Source organism: Aeromonas dhakensis (assembly GCF_000820305.1).
GTDB classification, from domain to species: Bacteria; Pseudomonadota; Gammaproteobacteria; order Enterobacterales; family Aeromonadaceae; genus Aeromonas; species Aeromonas dhakensis.
Map to the genome: position 1 here is coordinate 15,400 of NZ_CDBH01000023.1, position 17,733 is coordinate 33,132.

Consider the following 17,733-nt stretch of genomic DNA (forward strand, 5'->3'; position numbering starts at 1 on the left):
TAAATCAATAGACTGGGACCATTTGTCCCGGCAGGGGCACTATTGTGCCCAAAAAATGGCGCGCTTCCTCTATCCCGATGACAGCGCCCGCAAAACCTTCAATCGCGCCAAGTTCGTGCTGCGCAGCCTGCTCTATCGGCAGCAGCTGAGCCGGGTGTTCGAGCTGTTCCAGGCCGAACCGCTCAAGGCCCTGCCTGCCCACTATCCCGAGCTGCTCGACAAGCCGATGCGACCCTATCGCTTCGCCGGCTCCACCGCGACCGAGCGGGCCGAGATGCTGGAAAACCACTATCGGCTGATGCTGGCTCGCTACCCGGATCTGATCGACCCGCTCTATCTGGGGGATGGCATCGAGCTTGGCCGTTATCCCGAGAGCGGCTGCCGCATCGTGCTGCGCCACGACGGCACCTTCCGCCGCGAGGCGGAGCTGGCCCTCTCCATCGTCGACCCGCAGGGCAAGCGGCTCTACAGCTGCGCCTTCTCGCTGGCCGGCACCCCCAACCGTCTGGCGGTGGTGATCGGTTCGGTACAGGGCCCGGAGCCCTGCATCGAGCAGGCGCAGGACAAGGTGCGTGCGCTGACCAAGGAGGGCCACGGTCTACGGCCCAAGTCGCTGGTGGTGATGCTGGTGATGCAGCTGGCCGAGGCGATGCAGGCCGAGCATATCTCGGCGGTGCGGATGAAGGCCCACATCTATCAGGCCCGGCGCTACAGCAAGAAGAAGAAGGCCTGTCTGCAGGCGGACTATGACGAGCTGTGGCAGGAGTTCGGCGCCACCGATCTGGACGCCAACTTCGTGCGGCTGCAGCCCGCCCAGCGCAAACCGCTGGAGGAGATCGCCTCCAAGAAGCGGGCCATGTACCGGCGCCGCTACGAGTGGCTCGACCAGCTGACCCTGGCAGGCCAGCAGCTGCTGGGCCCGCGTCTGGCGGGCTGAGGTTGGCATCAACGGCAAACAGGCTACCCTCGGGTAGCCTGTTTCGTTGTTACTTGGTCTGTTTGGCCTTGATGGCGGCCGCCACTATGGGGTCGACGAACTGACGGATGTCGCCGCCGTGCAGGGCCACCTCCTTCACCAGGGTGGAGGAGATGAAGGAGTTCTCCTCGGCCGGGGTGAGGAATACGCTCTCCAGCTCCGGCATCAGACGGCGGTTCATGTTGGCCAGCTGAAACTCGTATTCGAAGTCGGAGACGGCGCGCAGACCGCGGATCAGCACGTTGGCCTGCTGCTCCTTGGCAAAGTCCACCAGCAGGCCGGAGAAACCGACCACCTTGACGTTGGGCAGGTGGGCGGTCACCTGGCGGGCCAGCTGCACCCGTTCGTCCAGATCGAACAGCGGCCGCTTGCTCGGGCTGTTGGCCACCCCGACCACCACCTGGTCAAACAGTCTGGCGGCCCGGCCGATGAGATCGGTGTGGCCGTTGGTGACGGGATCGAAGGTGCCGGGATAGATTACCTTGTTGGTCATGCTGCTGATTCCTGCAACCGGGAAATTTGGTCGCATTATAGGGTCTGTTGGGGGATTGGCGCGACCGCCTTGGGGCGAGTTTTGGCGCCCCGATGGCGGCTTTGCCGCGTCAAATCAGCACCGACGGGCGTCTTCGCTTGAGAATAGCGATACATCAGGCAAGAATACCGCATCGCGCATCAAGCCTCCTTGCGTTGGTGACAGGGAGCAAAGGGATTTTTTATGAAACGTATTCTGGTAGTCCGCAATGACAAGATTGGTGACTTCATGCTGGCCTGGCCGAGTTTTGCCATGCTCAAGCGTTCCATGGAGTGTCATGTGACTGCCCTGGTTCCCGCCTACACGGCGCCGCTGGCCCGCCTCTGCCCCTGGATTGACGAGATCATCCTGGATCCGGGCTCACGGGCCGACAAGGAACAACAACGTGCCTTGCAGGCACGCATCAAGGCGGCCGCCTTCGATGCCTCCATCTGCCTCTTCTCCAACTCCCGCAACGCCATGCTGGTGTGGAAGGCGCACATTCCCTACCGGCTGGCGCCGGCCACCAAGCTGGCCCAGGTGCTCTACAACCAGCGCCTGATCCAGCGTCGCTCCCGCTCCCAGAAGCCGGAGTACGAATACAACCTGGATCTGGTGCGCCGTTTCCTTGCCGACCAGCAGGTGAGCGCGGTGGAGCCGCAGGGCCCCTACCTCAGATTCGATGCGAAGAGCCTGCAACAGGTGCGCGAGCAGGTTGCCGCCCGCCTGCGGCTCGATGCCAGTCGTCCCTGGCTGATGGTGCATGCCGGCAGCGGCGGCTCGGCCAACAACCTCTCCATCGAGCAGTACGCCCGCCTCATCATCAAGCTCAACCAGGCCTGTCCCGAGCTGCAGTGCATCCTGACGGCGGGGCCGGGGGAGGAGAAGATCGCCGAACAGCTGGCGGCCGAGCTGCTGGCCCACGGTGGCAACGGCTGGATCTACCGCTCCGAGGAGGGACTGCCCAAGTTCTGCCAGGTGATGGCCAACGCCGCCCTGTTCGTGGCGGGCAGCACCGGGCCGCTGCACATCGCCGCGGCGCTGGATGTGCCCACCATCGGCTTCTTCCCGGCGCACCGCTCGGCGACGCCGCTGCGCTGGCGTCCGCTCAACAGCGAGGGGCGCCACCTGGCGTTCAGCCCGCCGGAAGACAGCGATCACCCGGAAGACATGAGCCAGCTCGATCCCAAGACCATGGCGGCGGCGATCGCCCGCTGGGCGCCGCCGTTCTGGCGCAGCGAGCAGTGATAGCGGATAGCGTAAATGCAGACAGGGCCCTTCAAGGGCCCTGTCTCATATGGGGGGCTGCTCGCTGGCAGCGCCCGTCTGCGGCGGTTTACTTGTCAGCCTGGTCCGGTGTCTGGGGCTGCTGGCGGATCCAGAGGTCGGCGTACTTCACGAAGGTGGAGTGGGCCGACAGTATGGCCAGCAGGAGCCCCTGCTTGCCGTCGAGGAAGCCGGCCTTGAGCAGGTACATCTTGAGGAAACAGCCCAGCGCGTGCACCAGCCCCTGGCCGAGGGAGCCCTTCTTGCCGCGGGCGGTGCGCTGATCGGCCCAGGCGCGGGCATAGCCGGCGGATTTGACCAGGTAGTGCTCCAGATCCCGATAGGTGAAGTGGAGCAGGTCGCCGTGCAGGTTGACGATCTTCATGTTGGCGCGCACCTCCACCTTCTCGTGCACCAGCACCTCGTTGTAGCTGGTGAGATCCTTGGGATAGAGGCGCAGCACCCGGTCCGGGTACCAGCCGCTGTGGCGGATGAAGCGGCCGAACACCCAGGAGAGGCGCGGGATCGAGTAGATGGTGTCGCTGGCCGGGTTGGCCATGACGGCGGCGATGGCGGCTTTCAGCTCGGGGGTGAGCCGCTCGTCCGCATCCAGCCACAGCACCCAGTCGGATTGCACGTGGGACTGGGCGAGCCGGCGCTGGCGGCCGAAGCCTGGCCACACCGGGTTGACGAAGAAGCGGGCGCCGAATTCGGCGGCGATGGCCGGGGTCTCGTCCTGGCTGCCGGAGTCCATGATGACGATCTCGTCGACCAGTCCGTCGAGGGAGGCGAGGCAGGGGCGCAGGTTTTCGGCTTCATTCTTGACGATAAGGACAGCCGCCAGAGTCGGTTTGTTCACGGATTAAAGGCTCTTGTTGGCGCCCGACTGGCGGGCCATGCTCAAATTGGCGCCCATTCTAGCCTAAAACGGCAGGCGGAGCATGGTTCCGACGGCGGGATGAGTGTTGGGTCCAAATGGATTGTTTTTTGGCGCCAGGATGCATGGCAGCGGGATCTTCTGTTATTTCTCGGGCCATTCTTCGGGCATAATCTCGGCCAGCAACGATTAACCGCAGGGCGTGGCCCTGGAGAAGTGCGAGATGAAAATATTGGTGATCGGCCCCTCCTGGGTCGGCGACATGGTGATGTCCCAGAGCCTCTACAAGGCGATCAAGGCCAACCACCCAGACAGCGAGCTGCACGTGATGGCGCCCGCCTGGTGTGGTGCCCTGCTGGAGCGGATGCCGGAGGTGGACAAGGCCATCCCCATGCCGCTTGGCCACGGCGACTTCAAGCTGGGAGCCCGCCGTCGGCTCGGCAAGCAGCTGGCGGCCGAAAAGTACGATCAGGCCATCATCCAGCCCAACTCCATGAAGTCGGCGCTGATCCCCTGGTTTGCCCGCATCCCGGTGCGCACCGGCTGGAAAGGCGAGCACCGCTTCGGCCTGCTCAACGACATGCGCAGCAACAAGTCCGCCTTTCCGCTGATGGTTGAGGCCTACCTGGCACTGGCCTATCCCAAGGCGCAGATGAAGAGCCGGGCCGACATCCCGACCATCCCCCAGCCGGCCCTCAACGTCGATCTCGTCAACCAGGAGAAGGCGCTGGCGCGGCTCGGGCTGGATCGCGCCCGTCCGGTGCTGGTGCTCTGCCCGGGGGCCGAGTTCGGCCCGGCCAAGCGCTGGCCGGAGGGCCACTACGCCGTGGTGGCGCAAAAGCACCTCGACGAGGGCTGGCAGGTGTGGATCTTCGGCTCCGGCAAGGACGCGGCAGTGGCCAATACCATCCGCGACCGGATCAATCCGCTGTCGCGCCCCAACTGCCACGTGCTGGCGGGCAAGACCAGCCTGTACGAGGCGATCGACCTGATGGCGCTGGCCGGGCGGGTGATCGCCAACGACTCCGGCCTGATGCACGTCGCCGCCGCCCTCAACCGGCCGCTGATCGGGGTCTATGGCTCCACCTCTCCGCTCTACACCCCACCGCTGGCGGACCGGGTCGAGATCGTCCACACCGACATAGAGTGCCGCCCCTGCTTCAAGCGCACCTGCAAGTTCGGTCACCTCAAGTGCCTGATCGAGCTGATGCCGGAGCAGGTCATCGAGGCCGGCCGCCGGCTGGAGTGCAGCGAGACGCCGGCCCCGCCGCTGGCGCCCGGCGAACCTCCCCGTTTTGTCGCCGAGCCGGGCAAGCGCGGGGAGCCGCACTAGCATGGGCTATCGGCTGCTCTACAACCTGCTGATCCACCTGGGGTTGCCGCTGGCGTTGCTGGCGCTCTACAAGCCGAAGAAGGGCAAGCCCGGCTTTGGCAAGCGCTGGGCCGAGCACCTGGGGCTAACACCCGCCACCGGGCAGGAGGCGCCGCTCTGGATCCATGCGGTGAGCGTGGGGGAGACGCTGGCCATCAGCCCCCTCATCCGCGCCCTCAAGGCTGAGCGGCCCTTCTTGCCGATCCTGCTCACCACCACCACCCGTACCGGCGCCGAGCAGGCTGCCAGGCTGGGGGATCTGGTGGAGCACCGCTATGCGCCCCTGGATTATCCCTGGGCCGTCTCGGCGTTTCTGAACACCTTCAAGCCCCGTGCCCTCTGGGTGATGGAGACCGAGCTGTGGCCGAACTGGCTGGCGGCCTGCGAGGCGCGCCACCTGCCGGTGACCATCATCAATGCCCGCCTCTCGGAGCGATCCTGCCGGCGTTACGCCCGTTTTCAGGGTGCCTTCGATGCCCTCAGCCGGCCGCTGACCCACCTGCTCTGCCAGCACCAGGACGACGCGGATCGCTTCCATCGGCTGGGGTTGGGGCGTGAGCGGCTGGCGGTGACCGGCTCCATCAAGTTCGACATCCAGCTCGATGAGCAGGTACAGACCAAAGGTCGTGCCCTGCGCCAGCTGCTGGGGGCGGAGCGGCCGGTCTGGATTGCCGCCAGCACCCATCAGGGGGAAGACGAGCAGGTGCTGGCCGCCTTCGATCGGGTGCTTGCGGCGCAGCCGTCGGCCCTGCTGATCCTGGTGCCGCGCCACCCCGAGCGGTTCGAGCGGGTGGCAGCGCTGTGCGCCCCCTACGGCTGCGTGCGGCGCACGGCGGGCAGTGCGGTGGGCGAGCGCGACAAGGTCTACCTGGGGGATACCATGGGCGAGCTGCCGCTGATGCTGGCGGCGGCCGACGTGGCCTTCGTCGGCGGCAGCCTGGTCAAGGTGGGCGGCCACAACCTGCTGGAGCCGGCGGCGCTCGGCAAACCCTGTCTGAGCGGCCCCGCCTACTTCAACTTCAGCGACATCACCCGCCAGCTGGTGGCCCAGGGTGGCGCCGCCGTGGTGGCCGATGCCGCCGAGCTGGGGGAGCAGGTGAGCGCGCTGCTGGCCGACGAGAGCCGGCGCCGGGAGATGGGCGAGCAGGCCCGCGCCGTGGTGCTGCGCAACCAGGGGGCGCTGGCACGCACCCTGTCTCACTGCCTCACCAGCCTGGAGAACGACTGAGTCGGGAGTCGAGGGCATAAAAAAACGGAGCGCTTCGCGCTCCGTTTTTCATTTCAGAGACCGGCTCAGCGCATGATCAGGCCAAGCAGGATCCCCACCACGCCGAAGTCGGCATCGCTGAAGGTGGTGTTGGCAAAGCCGAGATCCCCCAGCACCGGCAGCAGGAACACCGGCAGGAAGGTGATCAGCAGGCCGTTGGCGAAGGCACCTAGCATGGCGCCGCGACGGCCGCCGGTGGCGTTGCCGAACACCCCGGCCGCCGCGCCGACGAAGAAGTGTGGCACGACGCCCGGAATGATGACGGTGAGCCCCAGCAGGTAGAGCAGCACCATGCCCACCAGGCCGGCGGCAAAGCTCGACAGGAAGCCGATCAGCACCGCATTGGGGGCGTAGGGGAAGACGATGGGGCAGTCCAGCGCCGGCTTGGCGTTGGGCACCAGCTTGTCGGAGATCCCCTTGAAGGCCGGCACGATTTCGGCGATGACCATCCTCACCCCCTGCAGGATCACGTAGACCCCGGCGGCGAAGGTGATGGATTGCATCAGGGAGAACATGAACCAGTGCTTGCCCTTGGCGACTTCCGATACGTAATCCGCACCGGCAAACAGAGAGGTGATAAGGAAGATGATCCCCATGGTGAAGGAGATGGCCACCGGGGTATCGCGCAGGAACAGCAGGCTCTTGGGCACCTGCACCTCTTCGCTGCTGTGGGCCTTGTTGCCGAACTTGGCGCCGATCCAGCCGGCCAGCACGTAGGAGCAGGTGGAGAAGTGGCCGAGCGCCACGTCATCGGAGCCGGTGATCTGCTTCATGTAGGGGTGGGCAAGGGCCGGGAACAGCACCATGGTCACGCCGACCACCAGGCTGCCCACCGCGATGAGCGGGATACCGCTCATGCCGCCAGCCGAGAGGATGGCTGCCACCATCATCGACATGAACAGGGTGTGGTGACCGGTCAGGAAGATGAATTTCCACGGGGTGAGCCGGGCGATCAGGATGTTCACCAGCATGGCGAAGAACATGATCATCGCCATCTCCTTGCCGAACGACTGCTGGGCGATGGAGACGATAGCCTCGTTGTTGGGCACCACCCCCTTGATGCCGAAGGCGTGCTGGAAGATGGTGGCGAAGTCGCCCAGCGAGTTCACCACCAGGGTGGCGCCGGCCCCCAGGATGACGAAGCCCATGATGGTCTTGACCGTGCCCTTGATGCACTCGGTCACCGGTTTCTTCTGGGCGATCAGGCCGATGAGGGCGATCAGGCCAACCAGCACGGCCGGCTCCGACAGCACGTCAAACATCAGAAAATTGAAAAATTCCATGGTCAGCTCCAAGCAGATGGAAGCGGCGGCTCACCGGCCGCCCAGACAGTCGCAAAGGGGTTAGAGTGCGCCCAGCTCGCGCAGGGCGATGGCGAGTTTTTCTTTCATGGCGGCCTTGTCGACCATGTTGTCCAGCGAGACCAGCCGGCCGTCGACCCCCATGCTGACCAGCTGTTCGGCGATGTCGCGGGTGGCGACAAAGATCTCGGCGCTCTCGCTGCCGGCGGAGGCGAGATCCCGGTGATCCACCTCGGCCGTCACGGCCAGCTCCTTGAGAATGCTCTTGATGCTCATCTCCATCATCAGGCTGGTACCCAGGCCGTGTCCGCATACAACCAGAATCTTCATGTTCTCTTCCTCTATCGGGCGCAGGGCGCCACTCAATAACGCGCCAGGATGCGCAGGATGTCGTCTTTGCTGGTGGCCGCCATGATGGCCGCCACGTCTTCTTCATTCATGAACAGCTCGGCCAGCTGGGCGATGGTTTCCACGTGGGAGTTGCTGTCGCTGGCGGCCAGGGTGATCAGCAGCCGTACCGGGTCGTTGCCCTCGGAGCCGAAGTTGACCCCCTCCTTCAGCACGGTCAGCGCCAGTCCCAGCCGGTTGACGCCGTCTTCCGGGCGGGCGTGGGGCATGGCCAGGCCCGGGCCCAGCACGTAGTAGGGGCCGAGCTCTTCGTGGGAGCGATAGAGCGCCGCCACATAGGATGGCTCTATGGTGCCGTTGGCCAGCAGGGGGGCGGTGGCCAGCTCGATGGCGTGACGCCAGTCGCGGGCGCCCGCTTCGATGGAAATGACCTCCTCGGTCAGCAATTGGGTCAGCATGGCAGTGTCCGGGCTGGATAAGATGGCGCCAATCTAGCGATCTTGCCGGCTGATAACTGTGAGCCTGATCGCGAAAGTTAGCGCTACCAGATAGCGCTAACATCGAACTGTGATAGCGCTATCATTTCTCTCACAGAAGGGATTCATCCTGCCCCTTGTCGGCCTCAAAGGGGGTAAAATCCGGTTTGAGCAAATAGTCAGTGCCCCGCTTTTGCCTTAAAGTGAGCACCCGTATGCCGAGGAAGGGAAAGGATGTCAGAAGCGAAGAAACGCCGTAGCACGGGTCGGGTGACCCTCAACGATGTGGCCCAGCTGGCCGGCGTGGGGGCCATGACGGTGTCGCGCGCCCTGCGTACCCCCGAGCTGGTATCCGACAAGATGCGCGAGCGCATCGAGGCGGCGGTGGATGAACTCGGCTATATCCCCAACCGGGCGGCGGGGGCGCTGGCATCCGCCACCTCCCAGACCATAGTGGTGATCGTGCCCAGCCTGACCGACTGCGGCTGCGGCGAGGTGATCGCCGGGCTGCAGCAGAGCCTGCGCCGGGAGGGTTACCAGATCATGCTGGGGGATGCCCAGCACCTGAAACAGCAGGAAGAGAGCCTGCTGACCAGCTTTCTGCAGCACAATCCGGCGGCCGTGGTGCTGTTTGGCAGCGATCCCGGCGAGACCATCCGCATGCGGCTGAAGGCGGCCCGCCTGCCGGTGGTGGAGGTGGGGGCCATGGCCCGCAGCCCCATCGACATGAACGTCGGGGTTTCCAACTTCGATGCCGGCTACCAGCTGACCCGCCACCTCATCGAGCGCGGCTACCGCAATATCGGCTTTCTCTGCGCCCGCCAGGAGCAGTGGATGCTGCAGCAGCGCATGCAGGGCTGGCAGAAGGCGCTGCTGGACAACTACCTCTCCCCCGACGCCATCATCAACACCTCGGAGCGACCCAGCTTCAGCACCGGGGCGGCCATGCTGGGGGAGTTTCTGCTGCGCTGGCCCGAGCTGGATGCGCTGGTTTGCGTCAACGACGAGCTGGCGGCCGGGGTGCTGTTCGAATGCCAGCGTCGCCACCTGAACGTGCCGGGCAAGCTCGCCATCGCCGGTTTCGACGATCTGGACGTGGCGCGCGCCTGCTACCCGGCCCTCACCTCGGTTCGCATCCCCTATCAGCGGATGGGGCAGGAGGCGGCCGATCTCATCTTGCGTCAGCTGGCCGGTGAACCCGTCATGGGCTCGGCGCTGACCCTCGACTTCCAGCTGCAGAAGCGGCAAAGCAGCTGATCCTTTTCACACTCATCAAAGAGGCAACCATGTTCAAGGCTCTGTTACTGGAAAACCAAGAAGGCAAGACGGTACCGACCCTCACCCGGCTGGGCGAGAGCCAGCTGCCGGAAGGCGAAGTGCGGGTGGCGGTGAGTTACAGCTCCATCAACTACAAGGACGGGCTGGCCATCACCGGCAAGGGCAAGATAGTGCGCCAGTGGCCGCTGGTGCCCGGCATCGACTTCGCCGGTACCGTGCTCGAGTCTGCCGACGAGCGTTATCAGCCGGGCGACAAGGTAGTGTTGACCGGCTGGGGTGTGGGGGAAGGGCACTGGGGCGGCATGGCCGAACAGGCGCGGGTCAAGGCCGACTGGCTGGTGCCGCTGCCGGCCGGGCTGGATGAGCGCCAGGCCATGTGCATCGGCACCGCCGGCCTGACCGCCATGCTCTGCGTGCTGGCGCTGGAAGAGGCGGGAGTGACCCCGCAGAGCGGCGAGATCCTGGTGACTGGCGCCGCCGGCGGGGTGGGCTCCACTGCCGTCGCACTGCTGGCCGCGCTGGGTTATCAGGTGGCGGCGCTGACCGGTCGTCCCGAGGAGCAGGGCGAGATGCTGACCGCGCTCGGTGCCAGCCGCATCGTGCCGCGCAGCGAGCTGCTGGAGCCTGCCAAGCCGCTCGAGAAGCAGCTGTGGGCCGGGGCGATCGACAGTGTCGGCAGTCAGGTGCTGGCCAAGCTGCTGGCCCAGATGAACTACGGCGGCGCCGTGGCGGCCTGCGGTCTGGCGGGCGGTTTCGATCTGCCCACCAGCGTGATGCCTTTCATCCTGCGCAACGTGCGGTTGCAAGGGGTCGACTCGGTGATGTGCCCACTGGCACGTCGCCAGCTGGCCTGGCAGCGACTGGCCCGAGATCTGCCCGCCAGCTTCTTCGCGCAGGCGGTGACCGAGATCGGACTGGAGCAGGTGGTGGAGGCCGCCGAGGCCATCACCCAGGGCAAGATTGCTGGCCGCACCCTGGTCAAACTTTGAACTCCCGCTGACTGGCGAGCCCCATTTTTCTGGATAGACTTTGAGTGCGGGTGCACTATCCAAGGAGAATGAGCATGGGTGGACACAAGCCGGATTACGACCTCGACGACGAGTGGGAACCGGAATCCTGGGAGGACGAGCTGGATGAATGGGAAGACGAGAGCTGGCAGGACGATGACCCTCTCGACGACCAGTAATCCGCGTATTGAATACACAGGCGGGCCTCGGGCCCGCCTGTTTTTTTGGGCGGCTCACAGGAATGGGGACGGGCACTTGGAGGCCGGCGGCGGGCTGGCTAGAATGAACTGCCCAAACGACACTCAAGGATGATTATGCGACTCTCGGTGATAGTGTTTGCCGCCCTGCTTGGGGGCTGTGCCTCCCACTCGGATGATCCGTGCGAGAAGGTGTGGAGCGAGGTGGGGGAGGCGGATGGCAAGCTGGGCCTCACCGCCGAGCGGGTCGAGTTCCATCAGGCCCAGTGCGGCGAGAAGGTGGATGCCGAGCTGTGGAAACAGGGACACCAGAAGGGGCTGGCCTGGTACTGCCGGCCGGAACATCTCTATCTGGCAGGCCGTTCCGGCGAGGAGTACCGCGGGGTATGCCCCAACGACGTCCAGGCGCGCCGGCTGTTCGAGCAGGGGCGCCAGGGCTGGACCGATCAATAGCCGGTCAGGCTTCTTTCTCTTTCAACCGCAGCGGCTGACACAGATAGCTCTTGTCGTTGGCGCTGCGGGCACACTTGCCGCAGACGAACTTGGGTTTGCGCACGATTTTGCGCAGGGTCTTGAGATCGGCCGGGATCTCGCTGCGACGCCATTCACACAGGGTCTTGTTGCCCATTCCGACTACCTCGACAACTCAGTGGGCCCTAGTGTAATCAATTTTCATTTCTAAAACAGCGAGCGGGCCCGGATGATCGCATGGCCCGCTCGTGATGACGGGATATTACTGATAGAGGAATTTGGTGAAGATGAGCTCGCGTATCGCCTTCTTGCCGCTCTCTTTCACCAGCAGCTCGTTGGCCCGGGTCTCGCACTCCTTGCGCAGGTCTTCACGGCTGACCAGGGACTTGATCTGATCGGCGGTCTTGCTGCCCATCAGGCGGATGATGGCGTCGCGGATCAGGGGGTCATGCTGCTCCAGCAGCTTGAGGTCGGCCTCGTTCTCGGCCATCAGCTCCACCGTCACCCGGACGTAGCCGAGGGTTTTACCGTCGCTCAGGTAGTTGGTGATGATGTCGGGATCCAGCAGGTGGTAGAGGAATCCCGGCTTGGCCGCCGCCGCTTCTCCTTCTGCGGGTGCTTCCCCCCCTTCGGAGGCGTAGGTCTGGAGTGCACCACAACTCAGCAACAACACCAGCAGAAATTTGAATAGCTTCATATGGATGGCTCATCAGCAAGAGATACCCCATTTTTGATGTTGCCATCGGGGCCGTCAAGCACGGATGTTCTTACAATTCTCGATTGATTTACGGATAATAAACCGGATTTTAACCTGATAACGGAAATCTCCGGATGGTGAAGCTGTGAAGTCCGAGTTGACTGTTCCCCTTGTCCGGCTGGAGCCCTGGCGGACTCCCGCGCAGTGCGAGCCGCCCGAGGCCTTGCTGCCCTGGTTGCTGGAGGCGGACTCCATGACCCGGCGCCTGCGCCGCCACAATCACCACTTTTCGGTGCAACTGCTCGGCAACCGCAGCGTCCCCCTCGATGCCGACGAGCAGCAGCTGGTGGCCGCCGATCATCCGGCAGGTCTGTGCCGCGAGGTGATCCTGCACGGTGATCGTGGGCCGGCCCTGCTGGGCTGGACCCTGTTCGCCGAGGCTGCCTTGCCTGACAGCGGCTTGCGTGAGCTGGGCGAGCAGCCTCTGGGTGAGCGTATCTTCGGTGACGAGCCTGCCCGGCGCGATCACCTGCAACTGGCCTGTTTCGAGATTGCGAGCAATCCCTGGTGTCCGGCCGGCATCGTGTGGGGACGCCGTTCCCGTCTGTTTCTGGGGCAATGGCCACTGCTGGTCCATGAACTCTTCTTGCCCTCTCTGTCATGCAACAAGGAGCTGGAGTGAATCTGTTAACCAAGGAGCGGGGACTGGCCTACGTGCAGTTGGCTCGCATCGACAAGCCCATCGGTACCCTGCTGCTGCTGTGGCCGACCCTGTGGGCGCTCTGGCTGGCGGCCGATGGCCTGCCGGATCTCTGGACCCTGCTGGTGTTCGTGGTGGGGGTGTTTCTGATGCGCTCCGCCGGTTGCGTCATCAATGACTATGCGGATCGCAACTTCGACGGTCACGTGAAGCGTACCGCCGGCCGGCCGCTGCCCATGGGCAAGGTCAAGCCACGGGAGGTACTGGCGCTGTTCGCCGTGCTGGCGCTCATCTCGTTCGCCCTGGTGCTGACCATGAACCCGCTCACCATAGGCCTGTCGTTCGCGGCCCTGCTGCTGGCGGTCTGCTACCCCTTCATGAAGCGCTACATCCCGATCCCCCAGCTGGTGCTCGGCATGGCCTTCTCCTGGTCCATTCCCATGGCCTACGCGGCCCAGGCCAACGCCTTGCCGGCCGTGGCCTGGCTGGTGTTTCTCGCCAACCTGCTGTGGACCATCGCCTACGATACCGAGTACGCCATGGTGGACCGGGACGATGACCTCAAGCTCGGTCTCAAGTCGAGTGCCATCCTGTTCGGCCGTCACGACAAGCGGATCATCGGCGCGCTGCAGCTGCTGACCCTGCTGATCCTGCTGCTGGTGGGCCAGCTGAGCGAGCTGGGATCCAGCTACTACTGGTCGCTGCTGGCGGCGGCGGCGCTGTTCGTCTATCAGCAGAGGTTGATCCGGGAGCGGGCGCGGGAAGCCTGCTTCCAGGCGTTCCTCAACAACAACTACGTGGGGGCGCTGATCTTCGCCGGGGTGGTGATCAACTACCTGTGAACTCGCTTTCCCCCATGAAAAAGGCCGCGACATGCGGCCTTTTTCATGGGTGTGTACCTGCTCAGGTCCGGTTGCCCGCCTGAATGGTGCGGCGGATCTTGGTGCTGAGCAGCGGCACTATGTTGTCGGCCAGCGCCTGGAAGCGGCCCAGATCCGGCTTGCAGCCCGGATCCAGATAGCCTTCGCTGCGCAGGGTGTGGATCAGGGTGCTGAACAGCTTCTGGTCGAAGAACTCGGGGGCGTTGATGCCGTGCAGGGTGCCGAGGCGCTCCGCCATCATCAGGCCGTCCGCCTCCAGCTGCTCCGCCTCGATGCTGGGCTGGGCCAGCACCCGGGTCAGCACGATGGCGTAGCGCTGCAGGGTCTCCTGGATGCTCTCGGCCAAGAGCAGCAGGCGGGTCTGGTTGACCGGATTGACCCAGAAGCCGCCGTCGCGGGCCTCGATCAGCTGCTGGCGTTGCAGCTCGGCCAGCAGGGCATCGACCAGCTCCGGCAGCTCATCCTCTTCATAGCGCAGGAACAGCTCGGTCTTGAGCAGCGGGTAGATGTCGATGCAGCGGGCAACGATTTCGCTGCGGGAGATCCCCTCGCAGCGTTCGATCAGGGCCGCCACCAGCGAGGGTATGGCGAACAGATGGAGGATGTTGTTGCGGTAGTAGGTCAGCAGGATCGCCTGATAGCGGTCCAGGCTGATGATCTGCCCCAGCTTGTCCTCGCTCACCTCGAACTTGTTGAGCTCCATCGCCTGATCCAGCAGGGTCTTGGCATCCTCGGCCGGCATGGTGCTGTGCGGGCTGTAGGGCACCTGCTTGAGCAGGTCCAGATAGGTGTTGAGCTGGGCCTGCAGTTCGTCGCGGGTGAGGGCGTGGCGTTCGGCGGCCAGCAGCGCCAGCGCGCTCAGGGTCAGGCCGTTGACGGCGGCGGCGCCGTTGATGCGGGTCATCAGCAGCTCGGCCAGCTGGTTGACGGTGCCAGCCATCCACTCGGGACGCTCCTCCTCGCCGATGTGCTCCTTCCAGGTCGGCACGTGTTCGTTGAGGTAGCTGTTGAGGGTCAGCGGCTCGCCGAAGTTGACGAAGCCGCGGCCGTAGTTGCGCAGCTTGCGCAGGATGCCGAGCACCTGCAGGAAGCTCTCCTTCTCCTTGCGGCTGCCCTTGAGCTCGTTGTGGTAGGTGTTCACCTCCATCACGTGTTCATAACCCAGGTAGACGGGGACGAAGGTGAGCGGCCGATCCAGTCCGCGCATCATGGCCTGCAGGGTCATCGCCAGCATGCCGGTCTTGGGTGGCAGCAGGCGACCGGTACGGGAGCGACCGCCCTCGGTGAAGAACTCCACCGAGTAGCCTTTGGCAAACAGCAGGTTCAGGTATTCCCGGAATACCGTGCTGTAGAGCGGGTTGCCCTTGAAGGTGCGGCGGATGAAGAAGGCACCGCCGTGGCGGAAGATCGGGCCCGCCGGCCAGAAGTTGAGGTTGATGCCTGCCGCGATGTGGGGCGGCACCATGCCCTGGTGATAGATGACGTAGGAGAGCAGCAGATAGTCCATGTGGCTGCGATGGCAGGGCACGTAGACGATCTCGTGACCCTCCTGGGCCAGCTGGCGCACCTTTTCGGCGCCGTTGACCGACAGGCCGCGATAGAGCTTGTTCCACAGCCAGCCGAGGAAGCTTTCGCCGAGCCGGATCAACCGGTAGGAGAAGTTGGAGGCGATCTCGTCCATGTAGCCATGAGCCCGTTTCTGGGCTTTATCGAGGCTGATCCCCTCGCGTTGGGCCTCCTCCTCGATGGCCTGCTGGATCACGCCAGAGTCGAGCAGCTGCTTGAACAGCAGGTTGCGGTTGGGCAGCTTGGGCCCGGTGGCGGCCAGCTGCTGGCGGCTGAAGTGGGTGCGGGCCACCCGCGCCAGCTTGTGGGCGATGGCCTCGTCGGTGCCGTGCTTGTCCGCCATGTAGCGCAGGGAGAGCGGCGGAGAGAAGCGCACCAGGTTCTCGCGTCCTTTCAGGATCACGATCAGCGCCTTCTTGAGGCGGTTCGGTGCCAGGCTGCTGATGATGTTCCAGCCGGAGGCCTCCTCGCCTTCCCGACCCGGGGCACGGCCCCAGAACAGGGTGACGGGCACCACCTGGATGTCCAGCGCCGGATCCTGCTTGTGCAAATCCAGCAACTGGTGGAACTCCTGCAGGAAGGGGAGCGGCTTGCTGCGTTTGCCGAACAGGGGAGGTGGACGATCCAGACAGACATAGCGCGGCAGCAGCTGGCCGTTCAGCTCCAGCGGCGTGAAGGGGCCGGGCAGACCGAGATCCTCGCAGCACTGCTGCAGGGTCATCAGGTCGGTGATCGAGCTGGTCTTCAGGGCATAGACGATGGGTCTGGCCGGATCCAGCTTGAGTTCCGTGATGGGGTTTTCCGGCAGGCTCTTGTGATTGACCAAGCCGCTGACCGGCCATTGCAAGATGGCTCTGGAAATCTTCTGTCCAAGGGACATGTGCGTCTGCTCTCCAAAAAAATGCGGCGTGAGCATAGCAAATCACCGACTGCTTGTCGCCGAGAGGTACGATGAGTCGGCTGCGCGGGATCAAAACCATGGCAAATGAACAGAGGGCCGCGACAAATGTCAGCTGCGGCTTGCCTTGGCCACTGCACTGTATATACTGCCAGTGTGCTGTATAAAAAGACAGGTGCCCATGCTATGAAACCCCTTACTCCCCGCCAGGCCGAAGTGCTGGAGTTGATCAAGGCGAACATGAACGAGACCGGCATGCCGCCGACTCGCGCCGAGATTGCCCAGAAGCTTGGTTTCAAGTCGGCCAACGCGGCCGAGGAACATCTGAAGGCCCTGGCCAAAAAGGGGGTCATCGAGATCATGCCGGGCACGTCCCGTGGCATCCGCCTGCTGCTCGAAGAGGAAGAGCAGCTGGAAGAGAGCGGTCTGCCGCTGATCGGCAAGGTGGCTGCCGGCGAGCCCATCCTGGCGCAGGAACACATCGAGAGCCACTACCAGGTGGATCCTGCCCTGTTCCACCCGCGGGCAGACTTCCTGCTGCGGGTACAGGGCATGAGCATGAAGAACATCGGCATTCTGGATGGTGACCTGCTGGCGGTGCACAAGACTCAGGAGGTACGCAACGGTCAGGTGGTGGTGGCGCGGCTCGACGAAGATGTCACCGTCAAACGCTTCCAGCGCAAGGGCAGCCAGGTGTGGCTGCTGCCGGAGAATGAAGAGCTTTCCCCCATCGAGGTGGATCTCGCCAGCCAGCACCTTACCATCGAGGGGCTGGCGGTCGGTGTCATTCGCAACGCCGACTGGATGTAATCCGTGCCAACAGGGCCTCCCATGGGAGGCTCTGTTGTTTCTGCGCTCCTTTCCCCGTGATTTCAATCAGATCCTGATACCCGGCACTTTTGTCTGCGGGCGCTCGCCGCAGGCGATTCATTTCAGATATATCATTTGGTAAGGCTGGCTCACTGGCGTGAGCCGCCCCCCGATGCTCGGCAAGACGCGCAGCTTCGCGTCGCTGGTGGCAGGAACCCCGAGGGCAGCAGGGAATAACAAGCGCTTCGCGCCCGGTGCAGGCAGCATGTGTGCCTCGTCCGGGGGCAGAGGCGTCAGCGGGATAGAAGGGAGAGTGGCCAGCAGGGCGCCGGCAGTCGGCACAACAGCGGCACACTCGTGCAGTCGACACGCGGCAGTCATCGGGTCGCCCCTTGCGGTGGTGGACGGTGCCGGTCGACGTGACCTGTTGATCAAGGAGGACAGGTATGGCTTCAAGCTCGCCATGGGATCCGGGTCTGGCATCGCCCGTTTCTTCCATCACCCGTTTCATCAAGGGTAACCGGATGACCCGTTTCTACGCGCTCTGGGTACACCACAAGGGCGCCTGCTGGACCATCTGGCTGGGGTGCCCGAAGGACAAGATTGTCCGCCTGGTGCGCCTGTTTCATAGCCATCACGAGCAGGGGTTGGCCGATGATCTCTGGACCGCTCCTGTCATCCCGCTGCGCGCCTCGAGCCGCCGCCTGCACGAGCGGCGCCGACAACAACCTTGACCCGTTGCAACAGCCCCACCTCCCGGTGGGGCTGTCGTTTTGGGCGATCCGGCGTCGCTTTGCAGACCCTGGCGTCATCTTCTGACCAAAGTTGGCCAGC

General features: G+C 64.2%; 20 protein-coding genes. 12 read left to right on the forward strand and 8 right to left on the reverse strand.

The window, feature by feature from the left end:
- Positions 1 to 55 precede the first annotated feature (55 nt).
- The gene (locus tag BN1143_RS04300) at positions 56 to 937 is read left to right on the forward strand and encodes a VirK/YbjX family protein (protein ID WP_010635524.1); all 882 of its coding nucleotides are present in this window, start codon (positions 56 to 58) and stop codon (positions 935 to 937) included.
- A 49-nt stretch (positions 938 to 986) separates the two neighbouring features.
- On the opposite strand, the gene coaD is transcribed toward BN1143_RS04300, so the two are convergent.
- Positions 987 to 1,469, reverse strand: a complete 483-nt coding sequence (gene coaD, locus BN1143_RS04305) for a pantetheine-phosphate adenylyltransferase (RefSeq protein ID WP_017783649.1) — start codon at positions 1,467 to 1,469, stop codon at positions 987 to 989.
- 222 nt (positions 1,470 to 1,691) lie between these two features.
- On the opposite strand from coaD, the gene BN1143_RS04310 reads away from it, so the two are divergent.
- Positions 1,692 to 2,735: a glycosyltransferase family 9 protein gene (locus BN1143_RS04310; protein WP_042049781.1), complete on the forward strand. Its 1,044-nt coding sequence runs from the start codon at positions 1,692 to 1,694 to the stop codon at positions 2,733 to 2,735.
- Between the two features lie 88 nt (positions 2,736 to 2,823).
- Here the strand turns inward: BN1143_RS04310 and BN1143_RS04315 are convergent, their stop codons facing one another.
- On the reverse strand, positions 2,824 to 3,612 hold the full coding sequence (locus tag BN1143_RS04315) for a glycosyltransferase family 2 protein (protein WP_042049783.1): 789 nt from the start codon (positions 3,610 to 3,612) through the stop codon (positions 2,824 to 2,826).
- Between the two features lie 241 nt (positions 3,613 to 3,853).
- On the opposite strand from BN1143_RS04315, the gene waaF reads away from it, so the two are divergent.
- Positions 3,854 to 4,963, forward strand: a complete 1,110-nt coding sequence (gene waaF, locus BN1143_RS04320; RefSeq protein ID WP_005307522.1) for a lipopolysaccharide heptosyltransferase II — start codon at positions 3,854 to 3,856, stop codon at positions 4,961 to 4,963.
- A gap of 1 nt (position 4,964) precedes the next feature.
- The gene (gene waaA, locus BN1143_RS04325) at positions 4,965 to 6,230 is read left to right on the forward strand and encodes a lipid IV(A) 3-deoxy-D-manno-octulosonic acid transferase (RefSeq protein WP_042049785.1); all 1,266 of its coding nucleotides are present in this window, start codon (positions 4,965 to 4,967) and stop codon (positions 6,228 to 6,230) included.
- A gap of 65 nt (positions 6,231 to 6,295) precedes the next feature.
- On the opposite strand, the gene BN1143_RS04330 is transcribed toward waaA, so the two are convergent.
- From BN1143_RS04330 to BN1143_RS04340, 3 genes are read right to left on the reverse strand one after another with little or no spacing between them, the layout of a single operon-like run.
- Positions 6,296 to 7,552 (reverse strand): PTS ascorbate transporter subunit IIC, encoded by a 1,257-nt coding sequence (locus BN1143_RS04330; protein WP_005307528.1) that lies wholly within the window; start codon positions 7,550 to 7,552, stop codon positions 6,296 to 6,298.
- Positions 7,553 to 7,612: 60 nt separating this feature from the next.
- A complete protein-coding gene (locus BN1143_RS04335) occupies positions 7,613 to 7,900 on the reverse strand; it encodes a PTS sugar transporter subunit IIB (protein WP_016349013.1) in 288 nt (95 codons plus the stop codon).
- Positions 7,901 to 7,932: 32 nt separating this feature from the next.
- Positions 7,933 to 8,376 (reverse strand): PTS sugar transporter subunit IIA, encoded by a 444-nt coding sequence (locus BN1143_RS04340; protein ID WP_017766510.1) that lies wholly within the window; start codon positions 8,374 to 8,376, stop codon positions 7,933 to 7,935.
- A gap of 252 nt (positions 8,377 to 8,628) precedes the next feature.
- Here BN1143_RS04340 and BN1143_RS04345 point away from each other — a divergent pair, with 252 nt between their 5' ends.
- The 4 genes from BN1143_RS04345 (at position 8,629) to BN1143_RS04355 (ending at position 11,329) form a co-directional block, all read left to right on the forward strand.
- Positions 8,629 to 9,651 carry a LacI family DNA-binding transcriptional regulator gene (locus BN1143_RS04345; protein WP_042049786.1) on the forward strand — a complete coding sequence of 341 codons (1,023 nt, stop codon included), beginning with the start codon at positions 8,629 to 8,631 and terminating at the stop codon, positions 9,649 to 9,651.
- 29 nt (positions 9,652 to 9,680) lie between these two features.
- The gene (gene acuI, locus BN1143_RS04350; protein WP_017766512.1) at positions 9,681 to 10,661 is read left to right on the forward strand and encodes an acrylyl-CoA reductase (NADPH); all 981 of its coding nucleotides are present in this window, start codon (positions 9,681 to 9,683) and stop codon (positions 10,659 to 10,661) included.
- A 74-nt stretch (positions 10,662 to 10,735) separates the two neighbouring features.
- On the forward strand, positions 10,736 to 10,858 hold the full coding sequence (locus BN1143_RS22840) for a hypothetical protein (protein WP_005307545.1): 123 nt from the start codon (positions 10,736 to 10,738) through the stop codon (positions 10,856 to 10,858).
- A gap of 135 nt (positions 10,859 to 10,993) precedes the next feature.
- Entirely contained in the window at positions 10,994 to 11,329 is a 336-nt protein-coding gene (locus tag BN1143_RS04355) for a DUF2799 domain-containing protein (protein ID WP_010635514.1), read from the forward strand.
- Between the two features lie 4 nt (positions 11,330 to 11,333).
- Here BN1143_RS04355 and BN1143_RS21730 read toward each other — a convergent pair whose 3' ends face one another.
- Positions 11,334 to 11,504 (reverse strand): hypothetical protein, encoded by a 171-nt coding sequence (locus BN1143_RS21730; RefSeq protein ID WP_005307551.1) that lies wholly within the window; start codon positions 11,502 to 11,504, stop codon positions 11,334 to 11,336.
- A 105-nt stretch (positions 11,505 to 11,609) separates the two neighbouring features.
- Positions 11,610 to 12,044 carry a flagellar basal body-associated FliL family protein gene (locus BN1143_RS04360; protein ID WP_042049789.1) on the reverse strand — a complete coding sequence of 145 codons (435 nt, stop codon included), beginning with the start codon at positions 12,042 to 12,044 and terminating at the stop codon, positions 11,610 to 11,612.
- 145 nt (positions 12,045 to 12,189) lie between these two features.
- Between BN1143_RS04360 and BN1143_RS04365 the strand changes: the two genes are divergently transcribed.
- Entirely contained in the window at positions 12,190 to 12,726 is a 537-nt protein-coding gene (locus BN1143_RS04365; protein ID WP_005307556.1) for a chorismate--pyruvate lyase family protein, read from the forward strand.
- Positions 12,723 to 13,586: a 4-hydroxybenzoate octaprenyltransferase gene (ubiA, locus tag BN1143_RS04370; RefSeq protein WP_017783657.1), complete on the forward strand. Its 864-nt coding sequence runs from the start codon at positions 12,723 to 12,725 to the stop codon at positions 13,584 to 13,586. Before BN1143_RS04365 ends, ubiA begins: the two co-directional genes overlap by 4 nt.
- 61 nt (positions 13,587 to 13,647) lie before the next feature.
- Here ubiA and plsB read toward each other — a convergent pair whose 3' ends face one another.
- Positions 13,648 to 16,071 (reverse strand): glycerol-3-phosphate 1-O-acyltransferase PlsB, encoded by a 2,424-nt coding sequence (gene plsB, locus BN1143_RS04375; protein ID WP_042049791.1) that lies wholly within the window; start codon positions 16,069 to 16,071, stop codon positions 13,648 to 13,650.
- Between the two features lie 204 nt (positions 16,072 to 16,275).
- Here plsB and lexA point away from each other — a divergent pair, with 204 nt between their 5' ends.
- Positions 16,276 to 16,899 (forward strand): transcriptional repressor LexA, encoded by a 624-nt coding sequence (gene lexA / locus BN1143_RS04380; protein ID WP_005307564.1) that lies wholly within the window; start codon positions 16,276 to 16,278, stop codon positions 16,897 to 16,899.
- 446 nt (positions 16,900 to 17,345) lie between these two features.
- Positions 17,346 to 17,633, forward strand: a complete 288-nt coding sequence (locus BN1143_RS04390) for a hypothetical protein (protein ID WP_005307567.1) — start codon at positions 17,346 to 17,348, stop codon at positions 17,631 to 17,633.
- Positions 17,634 to 17,733 lie beyond the last annotated feature (100 nt).

What these genes read in the sequence shown, in the direction of transcription:
- BN1143_RS04345 (WP_042049786.1), top strand. Translation starts at nt 8,629, where the DNA reads ATGTCAGAAGCGAAGAAACGCCGTAGCACGGGTCGGGTGACCCTCAAC.
- BN1143_RS04355 (WP_010635514.1), top strand. Translation starts at nt 10,994, where the DNA reads ATGCGACTCTCGGTGATAGTGTTTGCCGCCCTGCTTGGGGGCTGTGCC.
- waaA (WP_042049785.1), top strand. Translation starts at nt 4,965, where the DNA reads ATGGGCTATCGGCTGCTCTACAACCTGCTGATCCACCTGGGGTTGCCG.
- plsB (WP_042049791.1), bottom strand. Translation starts at nt 16,071, where the DNA reads ATGTCCCTTGGACAGAAGATTTCCAGAGCCATCTTGCAATGGCCGGTC.
- BN1143_RS04360 (WP_042049789.1), bottom strand. Translation starts at nt 12,044, where the DNA reads ATGAAGCTATTCAAATTTCTGCTGGTGTTGTTGCTGAGTTGTGGTGCA.
- waaF (WP_005307522.1), top strand. Translation starts at nt 3,854, where the DNA reads ATGAAAATATTGGTGATCGGCCCCTCCTGGGTCGGCGACATGGTGATG.
- BN1143_RS04330 (WP_005307528.1), bottom strand. Translation starts at nt 7,552, where the DNA reads ATGGAATTTTTCAATTTTCTGATGTTTGACGTGCTGTCGGAGCCGGCC.
- BN1143_RS04310 (WP_042049781.1), top strand. Translation starts at nt 1,692, where the DNA reads ATGAAACGTATTCTGGTAGTCCGCAATGACAAGATTGGTGACTTCATG.
- BN1143_RS04340 (WP_017766510.1), bottom strand. Translation starts at nt 8,376, where the DNA reads ATGCTGACCCAATTGCTGACCGAGGAGGTCATTTCCATCGAAGCGGGC.
- BN1143_RS04390 (WP_005307567.1), top strand. Translation starts at nt 17,346, where the DNA reads ATGGCTTCAAGCTCGCCATGGGATCCGGGTCTGGCATCGCCCGTTTCT.
- lexA (WP_005307564.1), top strand. Translation starts at nt 16,276, where the DNA reads ATGAAACCCCTTACTCCCCGCCAGGCCGAAGTGCTGGAGTTGATCAAG.
- BN1143_RS04335 (WP_016349013.1), bottom strand. Translation starts at nt 7,900, where the DNA reads ATGAAGATTCTGGTTGTATGCGGACACGGCCTGGGTACCAGCCTGATG.
- acuI (WP_017766512.1), top strand. Translation starts at nt 9,681, where the DNA reads ATGTTCAAGGCTCTGTTACTGGAAAACCAAGAAGGCAAGACGGTACCG.
- BN1143_RS22840 (WP_005307545.1), top strand. Translation starts at nt 10,736, where the DNA reads ATGGGTGGACACAAGCCGGATTACGACCTCGACGACGAGTGGGAACCG.
- BN1143_RS04300 (WP_010635524.1), top strand. Translation starts at nt 56, where the DNA reads ATGGCGCGCTTCCTCTATCCCGATGACAGCGCCCGCAAAACCTTCAAT.
- BN1143_RS21730 (WP_005307551.1), bottom strand. Translation starts at nt 11,504, where the DNA reads ATGGGCAACAAGACCCTGTGTGAATGGCGTCGCAGCGAGATCCCGGCC.
- coaD (WP_017783649.1), bottom strand. Translation starts at nt 1,469, where the DNA reads ATGACCAACAAGGTAATCTATCCCGGCACCTTCGATCCCGTCACCAAC.